7 protein-coding genes and 2 pseudogenes are annotated in these 12,125 nt (G+C 70.0%); 4 read left to right on the top strand and 5 right to left on the bottom strand.

Annotated elements, in window-relative coordinates; genetic code table 11:
- Positions 1 to 35 precede the first annotated feature (35 nt).
- On the bottom strand, positions 36 to 401 hold the full coding sequence (locus tag OHU35_RS41105) for a MerR family transcriptional regulator (RefSeq protein ID WP_189730077.1): 366 nt from the start codon (positions 399 to 401) through the stop codon (positions 36 to 38).
- A 111-nt stretch (positions 402 to 512) separates the two neighbouring features.
- Here OHU35_RS41105 and OHU35_RS41100 point away from each other — a divergent pair, with 111 nt between their 5' ends.
- Positions 513 to 1,007: an NUDIX hydrolase gene (locus tag OHU35_RS41100; protein WP_405509425.1), complete on the top strand. Its 495-nt coding sequence runs from the start codon at positions 513 to 515 to the stop codon at positions 1,005 to 1,007.
- 36 nt (positions 1,008 to 1,043) lie between these two features.
- Here OHU35_RS41100 and OHU35_RS41095 read toward each other — a convergent pair.
- A pseudogene (locus OHU35_RS41095) lies at positions 1,044 to 1,947 on the bottom strand (SDR family NAD(P)-dependent oxidoreductase); the annotation flags it as partial.
- Positions 1,948 to 2,376: 429 nt separating this feature from the next.
- Positions 2,377 to 2,637: an RHS repeat-associated core domain-containing protein gene (locus tag OHU35_RS41090; RefSeq protein WP_405509075.1), complete on the bottom strand. Its 261-nt coding sequence runs from the start codon at positions 2,635 to 2,637 to the stop codon at positions 2,377 to 2,379.
- 279 nt (positions 2,638 to 2,916) lie between these two features.
- Between OHU35_RS41090 and OHU35_RS41085 the strand changes: the two are divergent.
- A pseudogene (locus OHU35_RS41085) lies at positions 2,917 to 3,219 on the top strand (DUF6207 family protein); the annotation flags it as partial.
- Positions 3,220 to 3,527: 308 nt separating this feature from the next.
- Here the strand turns inward: OHU35_RS41085 and OHU35_RS41080 are convergent.
- Both OHU35_RS41080 and OHU35_RS41075 read right to left on the bottom strand, forming a co-directional pair.
- Entirely contained in the window at positions 3,528 to 4,580 is a 1,053-nt protein-coding gene (locus OHU35_RS41080) for an alpha/beta hydrolase (protein ID WP_405509073.1), read from the bottom strand.
- A gap of 62 nt (positions 4,581 to 4,642) precedes the next feature.
- Positions 4,643 to 7,471 (bottom strand): glycoside hydrolase family 78 protein, encoded by a 2,829-nt coding sequence (locus OHU35_RS41075; RefSeq protein ID WP_405509072.1) that lies wholly within the window; start codon positions 7,469 to 7,471, stop codon positions 4,643 to 4,645.
- 616 nt (positions 7,472 to 8,087) lie between these two features.
- Between OHU35_RS41075 and OHU35_RS41070 the strand changes: the two genes are divergently transcribed.
- The gene (locus OHU35_RS41070) at positions 8,088 to 9,506 is read left to right on the top strand and encodes an MFS transporter (protein ID WP_359895818.1); all 1,419 of its coding nucleotides are present in this window, start codon (positions 8,088 to 8,090) and stop codon (positions 9,504 to 9,506) included.
- 100 nt (positions 9,507 to 9,606) lie between these two features.
- Positions 9,607 to 12,081 carry a beta-glucosidase gene (locus OHU35_RS41065; RefSeq protein ID WP_405509070.1) on the top strand — a complete coding sequence of 825 codons (2,475 nt, stop codon included), beginning with the start codon at positions 9,607 to 9,609 and terminating at the stop codon, positions 12,079 to 12,081.
- Positions 12,082 to 12,125 lie beyond the last annotated feature (44 nt).

The following is a 12,125-nucleotide window of genomic DNA, read 5'->3' as shown; positions in this document are numbered from 1 at the left end:
AGGAGCCTGACACTTACGTCAAGGTCAAGCGGCTGTCAGAGATCAGTACGGCGGGCCTCTCGCAGGTAGGCGTCGAGTGCGGCCTGCTGATCGCTGAGAACGGCGATGCGGGCAGCGAGCCGATCGCGATGGCTCTGCACCTCGTGGAGGAACTCCTCGCACACCACATCGGTGCTGGCACCGAATCCGTCGGTGAGGCTGGGCAGGACTTCCTTGATCAGCCGCACGGGCAGCCCGGACTCCAGCAGCGAGCGGATGACGAGCACCCGGTCGATGGTGGACTGGCAGTAGTCACGGAACCCGTTGCTGAAACGGCCAGGGACGATCAAGCCCTCGTCCTCGTAGTGCCGCAACGATCGCGCACTCACGCCGCTGACTCTGGAAGCCTCGCTGATCTTCATACATGCAGCCAACGTCCAAGAGCACCGCAATCTTCCAACACGCGCTGCGACGAGTTGAAGACCTGCTCAGGCGTCAACAACCTCATGTCCCACAACAGTTAGCGTTTCCTAATGCCATCCGTGAGCCTGCGTCACTCAGTACGCGCGATCATCCTCGACGAGGACGACCGCATCCTTCTCTGTCGGTTCGCAATTCCCAAGCCGGCGGGAACGGTGGTGTGGGCAGCTCCGGGCGGAGGAATCGAACAGGACGAGTCGCCACTTGCCGCATTGCGTCGCGAACTGCGGGAAGAGGTGGGCCTCGCTGTCAGGACCGATCCTCCCCACGTGTGGCACCAGGAAGTGGTGGCGCCTGGGCACGCAGCGGGCTACGACGGCGTCATCAATGACTACTTCCTCGTGCGCACTGCGAGGTTCAACCCGCGCGGAACGCTGTCCGACGACGAACTCGCCGCAGAGAACATCAGCGGGCTGAAGTGGTGGCACCCGCAGGAAGTCGCCAGTTATGGCGGTCCAGACCTGTTTTCCCCCCGCGACCTTGCGGCCCCTTTGACGGCATTGATCACCTGTGGTGTTCCAGCCGGACCTGTGCTGCTCGGCCTCTGAGCAGACAGCCCGATCGGGCAGGCGCGCCGCTGGCCCGGCCCACGCGACGCACAGCCGCGCCGCTACGGAGGTATCGGTGAGGTGGTTCCACGCCGGTTCACGTTGGGGCTTGCCACGCAGGCTGAAGACGCGCGGTCCCCACATCTGCCCTCCGCGCACGGTCGGGTCGAGCACCGCTCGGACCGCGGGCCATGCGCCGGCGTGCTTGCCCTGGACGATGAGGGCGGCTGGTGCCCCGCAGAGCCGCGCACCAGCGGTCCGCACATGGACTGGCGGGCGTGACGGTCAGGGAGTCCAGCGCGCCGCCTGGATGGACCACCACGCTTGCCACCGTGCTGTCGACGGCGCGCAGGTGGCGGTCGAGTTCGAGGGCGAAGTACATCTGCGCCAGCTTGGAGCGTCCGTAGGTGCGCTTGGGCCGGTAGTCCTTCCGGGACTGCAGGTCGTCGAGGTCGAGCCGCTCGGACTTCGCCGCGAAGCTGCCCATGGTCACGATGCGGGCCGCCGGTGCGGCCGACAACAGCGGCATCAGCCAGTGGGTCAGCGCGAAGTGCCCGAGGTGGTTCGTGCCGAACATGAGCTCGTGACCGTCCCCGGTCTCCCGGCGCGGCGGGTCGTCGAGCGCGACGCCGGCGTTGTGGACCACCGCGTCGAGGCATTCCACGTCCAGTGATTCCACCACTGTTCTGAGCGACGAGAGGTCGGCGAGGTCCAGCCGTACGGCCCGCACCCGCGCGCCAGGGACACGCGAGCGGGTCGAGGCCGTGGCGACTTCGGCCTTCGCGGGATTCCGGCTGCCCAGTAGTACGACAGTGGCTCCGGTTGCGGACAACTGCTCCGCGACGAAGTACCCGATGCCGACGTTGCCGCCGGTGTCCAGGAAGACGCTGCCATCGGCACGCGGCAGCCGTTGAACATCCCAGGGCAGGATGGAGGACATGGCGGCGGGGCTCCCTTGCCGTTGAAGGCGGCTGCGGCTGCCTTGCAGGGCAGCTCGACGCCCACGGTTCCAGCGGCCCCCGACACATCGCCTACCCATCACCAACAGCCCCGCCGGACGGCCGACATCCTGCCGACGCGGTGCTGGCCCGTCGCAGCCCACTCCTGGACCTGCATCAAGCCGCCGACCTGTAGGCCCGCGGCGGGCGCGGGCTCCGCCTGGACTTCACCGCACCCTCGAGAGATGTGCCCGTCCCCCTGCATGGAGCAGAAGGACGGGCTGGGTTTCTGTGTCGCCGGAAGTCAATCGATGATGGTCAGGACGATTCCGATCACTCCCAGCACGATGCCGGTCCAGATGAGAGTGGCAAGAAGTGATTTCTTGGTCATTGGCATGAGTCCACGGTGCTGAGTCCGTTACCGATGAGGCCTATCCCGCCTCCGGTCGCTGCCACGGATGCAGACGTGGACAAGCCTCCTGACCGATGGCAGACGCGATTCCCGCGCCAAGGGCGACTGCACCGCCGAGGAGTTGCAGGCCTGAGCCGATACACCCCAACGAGATCGTGCCGGTCGGGTCGGTGCGGTTGATGCAATCTCCGGCGGCGTACAGGTAGGGATTGTCCTCCTGGCCGGAGGGGTCGGGCTGGGTGAAGCGACCGAGGGTGGGGTCGTAGTAGCGGTGCCCCATTTTGTACAGCCCGGTCGGATCCAGGTGGGCGCCGGTGTAGCGGTAGGGCTAGGGGGGTGGCCTCGGTGGTGGTTCCGCGGGGCAAGCCGGTGGGGCCGTAGGCGTAGGTGTGGCTGCGCTTGCCGGTGGCGTCGACGAGGCCGAGGACGTTGCCCGTGGCGTCGGTGAGGTAGTAGTAGGACTTCCCCCCAGTCGTCATGGAGTCAAGGTGCCCGCGGGTTCGCGGATGAGTCCGGTGTCGATGCCGTTGGTGGTGGTGGAGGTCAGACCGATTGCGGTGTGGTGGAACCAGGTCGAACCCAGCTTGGTGCGCTCGGAGTTGTCCGTGCCCGCGTGGACCAGGTCGTAGGTCTTGCCGCCTGCGGTGATGCCGGACAGTTGGCTGTAGTCGGTCCAGGACTCGCCCGTGCGGGCGGTTCCGCCGGCTGCGGCGGTCTCGTTGCCGATTGGCGGATCAACGAAGCGCATGTCGCACAGCCGGGCCTGGCCGTGGTCGAGGTCGCAGCCGCCGACGACCAGACCGCGTTCGCCGTCCAGGAGGCGTTCGCCGGGCGGTGGGCGACGGCTCCGGCGGACCGTACGTCCCGGGCCCCTGGCGAGCCCGGCGTACGGCTGCGCTGCTACCTGGACGTGCGCCAGAACCTCAATTCCCAGCCCCACGCCCGATGCTCCAGGACGGACCGCGAACACATGGTGCGGGCCGCTGACCTGAGGTGTACCCGAAAGATGACGACTCTGTGGGCCCCGGGGCGTAGAGTCGTGTCGCTTCCTCGACGGTCTGTCTTGATCGGAGCAGACCGCGGGGGATCGTCGGCGCTTCGCGCCTCCGGCCCAGGGCCGATTCCGCGGCGGACCGACGGCCACCATGTCGTCGCGCGCTTCGTCCGGGGTCACCAGGGACGAGGGCGGACCAGCCACTCGGTCATATGGTCGAGTGCCTCCTGTCCGCCGGAGGTGGTCGGCCGGTCAAGTGAACCGTGGGCCTCACCCTTGAGCAGGTGCGTCTCGTGCGGGACACCCGCCTCGTCGAGTTGCCGTGCGAAGCGCTCGGCCGACGGACGCACCGTGTCGTTCTCGCAGTTGAGGAAGAGGGTGGGCGGGTGCCCGTCCAGGGGATCTCCCTCGCCGGGGAAGACGGCCGGATCACGCGTGTTCGTCAGGCCCGCGTAGTGGGTGTTCTTGTCCTCGATCCAATCCAGTGCGAAGCACGCTCCGTGCGTGGCCGCCTGCACGGCCGCCAGAGCGGCAGGGTCCCACTCCGCTACGCGGGCGTGCACGGTCGCGTAGGCCAGCACCAGAGAACGGGGTGCTGGGGCGCCTTCTTCGATCAAGCGTCGTGTGACGGAGGCGGCCAGATTGCCGCCCGCGCTGCCGCCGCCCAGATGCAACGCGTCCGGTGCGACGCCGAAGGCCTCGGCGCTGTGCTCGACGGCCCAGCGCCAGCCGGCCATCACGTCGTCACGGGGCACGGGATAGCGCACCCCGTGCAGGGCCTTGCGGTAGTCGAGTGCCAGCACCGGGATGCCGCGGGCCGCGAGTGACAATGCGACCCAGTGCGACTCGTGCATGTCGAGGCTTCCGCTGACGTACGCACCGCCGTGCACCCAGACCAGGGCCGATCCGGCGGAAGGGGCCGGGTGCCGGTACACACGCGCGGGGACCTCCGCCGGGCCGAGCCGCAGGGGGCGGACCGCTACCTGGGCCAGTTCCGGGAACTGGCCCACAAGGTCGACCTCCTCGGGGTTGGCGAGCATCCGGTCGGCGGCGGGTCCGAGCGCCTCCAGAAAAGTGACGAAGTCCGCGAACGGCGGGGGCGAACCGCCCTTCTCCGCGCCTCGACGGGCCATGGAGCGCAGCACTCCGGCGGGGAGTCTGCGCATGACATGCCCGGTGAGCGCGAAACGCAGTCGCCGCGAGCGCCGGGTGCCTCCAGGTGTGGGCACGGTGGCCTCCTTGGGTAGGGGAAAAGGGAGGATGTGGGTCGGAGCCGGGGCGGCGCGAGACCTCAGCGGTTCTCGGCATCGGATGTCAGGGCGGTGAACCGCTCCTCCAGGTCGGCGAGGAAGTTCTCGCCGTTGGGCAGCATCGCGGCGATCGACCGGACGGTGGTGCCGACCGGAGCGCTGCCGGAGCCGCTCTCGATGAAGTCAGCGGTCTCCGGGATATATGTGATGAGCATGTCCTTGAAGGCGAGGGCGGCGTCCTCGTGCCCCATCAACTCGTCCATGGTCATGTCCACGGACAACGGAGCCTGTGCGGTCGGGCTGTCCGTGTAGGGCACCGTCCAGGTGTGCCGTCCTGATCCGACCTCCACGGTCCCGTCGCTGGACGGCAGGACCACATCGGCCGTCGTGTTGGGCGGGACGAGGGACTCGACGACGAGTTGGCCACCGGACAGCGTCCAGGACACCTCCGCGGGACCGTACGGCGTCTCCAGACGGGCTTCGGCGTGGGTGAGTCCGCCGCCCGGACGCGGCTCGATACGCAGTCGGCGGTAGCCGGGCCCGGCGGGAGCGAGACCGGCGACCGTGCGGTGCAGCCAGTCGGCGACGGCACCCAGCGCGTAGTGGTTGAAGGACGTCATCCCGCTCGGGTTGACCGTCCCGTCGGGCAGCAGACTGTCCCATCGCTCCCAGATCGTGGTCGCGCCCATGGTGACCGGGTAGAGCCAGGACGGGCACTCCTTCTGGAGAAGCAGACGGTACGCCGTGTCGGCGTGACCGGCGCGCGTCAGGGCGTCGCAGATCAGCGGGGTGCCGACGAAGCCGGTGGCGATCTTGTGGCCGCCCGCGCGGACGAGCCGGGCGAGCCGGTCGCCGGCGTGGGCGCGCTGGGCGTCGGAGTCCAGCAGGTCGAAACAGAGGGCGAGGGCGTATCCGGTCGGCGCGTCGGACATCATCCGGCCGGCGCCGGTGACGTACTCGGCCTGGAAGGCGGCGCGGATCTCGTCGGCGAGGGCGCGGTAGTGCTCGGCGTCGTCGGCCCGGCCGAGAATCCCGGCGGATCGGGCGACGATGTCGGCGGAGCGGAAGAAGTAGGCGGTGGCGACCAGTTCGCCGGCGGTCGCGGCGGCGTCCGGGCGGCCGGCGGGTGCCGTCGGGTCGAGCCAGTCACCGAACTGGAAGCCGCGGTCCCAGAGGCGGTCCTGCCCCGCGACCGAGGCCACATGGTCCACCCACCGGCGCATCGAGTCGTACTGCGCGGCAAGGATCCCGGTGTCGCCGTAGCGCTCGAACAGCACCCACGGCACGACGGTGGCGGCGTCGCCCCAGGCCGCGGTGGGTGTGTCGGCGCCCGGGACGACCTTCGGCACGACGAAGGGGACGACACCGTTCTCGCCCTGCTCGGCGGCGAGGTCCGCCAGCCAGGAGCCCAGGAAGCCGGCACTGTCGTAGAGGAAGGACGCGGTGGGTGAGAAGACCTGGATGTCGCCGGTCCAGCCGAGGCGCTCGTCACGCTGCGGGCAGTCGGTGGGGACGTCGAGGAAGTTGCCGCGCATGCCCCACACGACGTTCTCGTGCAGGCGGTTGACCAGGTCGTCGGAGCAGGCGAAGTGGCCGGTGCGCGTCAGGTCGGAGTGGAGGACGACGGCCCGCAGGGCGGTCGCCGGATCGAAGCCGTCGGGGGCGCCCGTGATCTCGGCGTAGCGGAAGCCGTGGAAGGTGAAGCGAGGTTCGAAGACCTCGACCCCTTCGCCGCGCAGGGTGTAGGTGTCGGTCGCGGCGGCGGTGCGCAGCGGCCTGGTGCACAGCTCGCCGTCCTCCAGGACCTCGGCGTGCCGCAGGGTGATACGCCGGCCGGCCTCACCGGACACGGTCAGGCGCAACCGGCCGACAAGGTTCTGGCCGAAGTCGATGACCGTCCTGCCCGACGGAGAGGTGGTCACCGCCACCGGGACGAGTTCCTCGACGCCGCGCGCCGGCGGGCCCTCGGGGGCCACCAGGACGCTCAGGTCCCGTTCCAGGGCGCGCACCCCGCGCCAGCCGGAGCTGTCGTGTCCGGGCTCGGACCAGCCGGAACGCTCCAGGGGGGCCTCGTACGCCTCGCCGTCGTAGAGGCCGGACGAGACGATCGGGCCGGTGGCCGCCCGCCAGGAGTCGTCGGTGGTGACGCGGTCGGTGGTGCCGTCCTCGTACGTCACTTCCAGCTGAGCGAGGAAGGCCAGCCGGTCGCCGTAGATCGCGCGGGTCTTGCCGTCGAAGCCGATGCGGCCGCGGAACCAGCCGTCGGCGAGGATCGCGCCGACGGCGTTGCGGCCCGGGCGCAGCAGGGCGGTGATGTCGTAGGTCTGGTACCGCAGGCGCTTGTCGTAGGCCGTCCAGCCCGGGGCGAGCACCTCGTCGCCGACGCGGGTGCCGTTGATCTCCGCCTCGTACACGCCGAGCGCGGTGGCGTACAGGCGGGCCGAGCGCACCGGGCCGCGCAGGTCGAACTCGTGGCGCAGGAACGGGCAGGGCTGGTCGCTCTGCGGGTCCTCGTCCCAGTCCGGGGAGACGAAGACGGCCGACCAGTCGTCCGGGGCGAGCAGTCCGGCCTCGGCCGTCGCCGGTTCGCTCCACGGCGAGACCTGACCGTCGGAGCCGGTGACACGGACGCGGACGGCGGCCCTGGCGCGGGCCGGGAGCGGCTCGAACGGCCACACGACGAGGACGGAGTCGGCCGACTCGACCCGCACCGTGACCGCCGGATCACCGCTGTCGGGGACGGCCAGCTCGATCTCGTAGGCCGTCTGGGTCCAGTCCCGGGCTTGCGTGAGCGTGGTCCACGACAGCCGCGGGCGACCGGTTCCGAGGCCGAGCGCGTCACGCACGTGCTCGAACCGGACATCGGTCACGACACCCGTCCGGTCAAGGGTTTCCTGACTCACCTGAGGTCCTCACTCTCGCGCCTGGCACAGCGACGTGCCTGTATCCATCATGAGTCCCACCGGGTTGAATCGATTCAAATTCCGAGGGCGGAAAGGCTTGCACACGGAGGGGATGAGCGGAGATCCAAGCGGCGACTCAAAAGAAGTTATGGCTGAAACCCTAGCCACGAATCCCGAACGTAGCTAGGTTTCCGTCACGTGAACTTCCCGTTCGCTCTGGATCCAACCGATTCAGGGGTCTGCGGGAGGCATGCTCCCCACTGTTCGTCCCGCTCGCGCAGCCCGGCCCAACAGCCGGAACAAGACGGGTTGACACACCGGAGTGAGGCTCCCACCATGGCCGCCACGGAATTGAAAGGTTCCAACTCCCCGGGCGCAGATGTGCTGTTGCCCGTCTCCCCCTCGGATGCGTCGTTCGTCCCGCGCGAACCTCCCCCACCGCCCCGACGAGGCCATCCTCCGCAGAACCGCCGCTCGCTCCTTCTCTCCGAAGAGAGGCCACACCGCCGTGTCTTCTTCCACCACGCCCTCACCGCCGCCCGCGACCGCACCCACCCCGGCGGCGAAAGAGCCCAGAGCCGGTATGGGAGCGCGTTTCGCCCTCATCGCCCTCGCCCTGATGTGGCCCACCCAGCTGCTGTCGCTGGCCGGCCTGCTCGGCGGCAACGCGCAGGCCTCCGTCGCGCTGCACTTCCGCACCACGGAGATCGGCTGGTTCATCCTCGTCAACGCGCTGGTCGCCACCGTGATCACGCCGTTCGTCGTGAAGCTCGCCGACTTCTACGGCAAGCGCAACGTCATGATCGCCATCACCGTGCTCGGTCTCGTCGGTGACATCACCGCCGCGCTGGCCACCAACTACGGCATGCTGCTGGTCGGCCGGGGCATCGCGGGCTTCTACGGCCCCATCGCGGCCCTCGCGTACGCATCCGTCCGCGAACTCTTCCCGCCCAAGCACATCGGCGCGGCCAGCGGCCTGATCGGCAGCGGCATCGCCTTCGTGGCCCTCGGCGGTCCCTTCCTCACCGGCTGGGTGATCGACAGCTTCGGCTTCCGGGGCGTGATGTGGTCGCTGGCCGCCGCCACGGCGATCGGTCTGCTGCTCCTGCTCACCGTGGTGCCGGAGACCCCGCACCGTGCGGAGCGCACGAAGGTGAACTGGCTCGGCGGCGTCCTCCTCGGCGGCGGCGCGGCGGCAATCACCTACGGCATCGGCAAGGGCGGCGAGTGGGGCTGGACCGACGCCGGCACCCTGGCCTTCCTGCTCGGCGGTGTCGCGGCCGTGCTGCTCTACGTGGTGAGCGACGTCAAGGCCGCCCATCCGCTGTTCGACCTGACCATGATGTCCCGGCGCTCCGTCTGGACCGTCATGCTGGCCACGGCACTGATCTCCGCGACCGTCTTCGGAACCGGCGTGATCGGCCAGCTGCTGGTGCTCTTCCCGAAGATCCCCGGCGTCTCCGACGGCCTCGGCATGACCGCCACGCACTACGCGATCATCGGCATCCCCGCCAGCATCCTCATCCTGGCCGTCGGCTTCGGCACCGGCGTCGCCCTGCGCAAGGTCGACGCCCGGCTGCCGCTGGCCCTCGGAGCGGCACTCGCCGCCGTCGGCTTCCTGCTTCAGCGGCAATGGCACTACACCGACACCCAGCTCATGCTGCTGGGCACCGTCTCCGCCATCGCCCTGGGCATGATCGTGTCCTCGGTCCCGGTCCTGATCATCGAAGCGGTGACGCCCGACGAGCAGGCCACCGCCAACGGGCTGCAGGGCATGGTCCAGGGCGTGCTCACGACCGTCATCACCCAACTCGTCTACGTCATCCTCGCCAAGGACAGCACGGTGTTCCAGGGCACCCGCTTCTACCACGACGCCGCCTTCAAGAACGCGATGCTGTTCGGCGCCGGCCTCGCCCTCCTCGGACTGCTCGCCGCCGTCCTGATCCCCCGGCTCAAGCCCGCCCAGGACATCGAATCGGAGACAGCCGTGGCCGCCTCCTGATCGCACCCCCTCATCTCCGGGGCTGCCGCCCGAGCACCGCCCCGCCACGACAGCCCCGGATCCCCGACCCCACCCCTCGCACGAAAGGCAGGAACGGCCCATGACCCGTCGACAGACGGTGGACGAAGCGGACCTCACCCGGCGCATCGACGCCATGTCTCTCAAAGAGAAGGTGACCCTGCTCACCGGCGGCGACGCCTGGACCCTGACACCCGTCGTCGCCGCCGGCCTCGCTTCCCTCGCCCTGTCCGACGGGCCCGTGGGCCCACGCGGCACCACCTTCGGCGACAACGCGGCCCCCGCGCTCCTCTTCCCCAGCCCCAGCTCCCTCTCCGCGGCCTGGGACGAGGACACCGCATACGAAGCCGGCCGCCTCATGGGCCTCAAGGCCCGGGAGATGGGCATCCACGTCCTGCTCGCCCCCACCGTCAACCTGCACCGATCCCCCCTGGGCGGACGGCACTTCGAGTGCTACTCCGAAGACCCGCACCTCACCGCCCGCACCACGGTCGGCTTCATCAAGGGCGTGCAGTCGACCGGCGTGGCCGCCACCGTCAAGCACTTCGTGGGCAACGACTCCGAGACCGAGCGGATGACCTACGACGCCCGGATCGACGAGAAGACCCTGCGCGAGACGTATCTGCCGCCCTTCGAGGCCGCCGTGAAGGAGGCCGGCGCCTGGGTCGTGATGGCGGCCTACAACTCGGTCAACGGCACGTCGATGACCGAGAACGGCGAGCTGCTGAACGGCCTGCTGAAGGAGGAGTGGGGATTCGACGGCGTCGTCGTCTCCGACTGGCAGGCCACCAAGTCCACCGAGGCCTCGGCCCTGGCCGGGCTCGACCTGGTCATGCCGGGCCCCGACGGACCGTGGGGCGACGCCCTGCTGGCCGCCGTCGAGAAGGGCCGGGTCCCAGAAGCCGTGATAGACGACAAGGTCCGCCGCGTCCTGCGGCTGGCCGCCCGGGTCGGGGCGCTCAACGGCGTGGAAGCCAGGCACGCCGTGGACGACACGGACAGCACGGCCGGCGCGGACGCCGCTCCGGTACCGCAGGACGTACGCTCCCGCATGCGGGATCTGGCGGTCCGCGGTTCCGTCCTCCTGCGCAACAACGGCCTGCTGCCCCTGCGGACCGACACCCTGCGCAAGGTGGCCCTGATCGGTCCCAACGCCGTCCGCTTCACCGCCCAGGGCGGCGGCAGCGCCCACGTCACCCCCGAGCACGTCGTCACCCCGTTCGAAGGACTGCGCCGGGCGCTCGGCGACGACGTCGAGATCACCGTCCGCCAAGGCGCCTTCCCGCACGCGACGCTCCTTCCACTGGACGGGAACACGGCCACCGACCCGGTGACCGGCGAACCCGGCGTGCGGCTGGAGTACCGGACGGCCGACGGCACCGTGCTCTCCGAGGAGCACAAGGACCCCGCGACCACCTGGTTCCCGATCCTCCTCGCCGACGAGGTGGCGGAACTGGCCGTCCGGACCCGTCTCACACTCCAGGAACCCGGCATCCACCGGCTGTCGGTCCTCGGTCCCGGCCACATCACACTCCACGTCCCGGGACACGCGCCGCAGACCCACGAGCAGCTCCAGGACAACGACGACATCGGCTCACTGGTGCTCCACCCGCCGACTCACACCTTCGCCTTCCCCGCCGACCGCGGCGAGACGGAGATCCTGGTGAGCTTCCGGCCGCAGCGTCACCTGCCCTACCCCATCGCCCTGCTGGGCCTCGGGTACGACACCCCGCGCGGAACCGACGACGAGGAGCTGGAAGCCGCGGTCGCCGCCGCGACGGACGCCGACGCCGTCGTCCTGATGGTCGGCAGCGACGCCCACACCGAGGCCGAGAGCGTCGACCGCACGACCCTCGCCCTGCGCGGACGACAGGACGAACTCGTCGAACGGGTCTGCGCCGCCAACCCGCGCACCGCCGTCGTCGTCAACGCCGGCTCCCCCTTCCTCCTCCCGTGGGCCGACCGGCCCGCTGCCCTGCTCTGGTCGTGGTTCCCCGGCCAGGAGGGCGGGGACGCCATCGCCGACATCCTCACCGGGACCGAGCCGGGCGGCCGCCTGCCCACCACCTTCCCCGCGGCCGAGGCCGATGTCCCGGTCCTGTCCACCCAGCCGGTCGACGGAACGCTGGACTACACGGAGCGCGACCTCATCGGCCACCGCGCCTACACCGCGTCCGGCACCGCTCCCCTCTTCCCCTTCGGCCACGGACTGTCGTACACCATCTGGGACTACCAGGACTTCGTCGTCACCGGCGACCTGGGACGCGGACTCACGGTCCGGGTCACCATCCGCAACACCGGGGAACGCCCCGGCCGCGAGGTCGTCCAGGCGTACCTGGATCCGGTCGACGGCGACGAGCCGCAGCGGCTCATCGGCTTCGCCGCGGTCGAGGCGAACGCGAGCGAGTCCGTGACCGCCACGATCACCGTGCCCGCACAGGCCCTCACTGTCTGGACCCCGGCCGGCTGGGCTCCGCGATCCGGGCCGTACCGGCTCCGGGTGGGGCGTTCGGCGGCCGATCTCCGGCTGCCCGCCGCCGTACCCCGTTCGTCGTGATCGCCGGCGGCGACCCAGCGCCCCTGCCCGTCCATGAGTGAAGT

The sequence above is a fragment of the Streptomyces purpurascens genome (assembly GCF_045040895.1).
GTDB lineage: Bacteria > Actinomycetota > Actinomycetes > Streptomycetales > Streptomycetaceae > Streptomyces > Streptomyces purpurascens.
The sequence above is the reverse complement of the archived record's forward strand: the minus strand, read 5'-3'. Positions and strand labels throughout refer to the sequence as shown.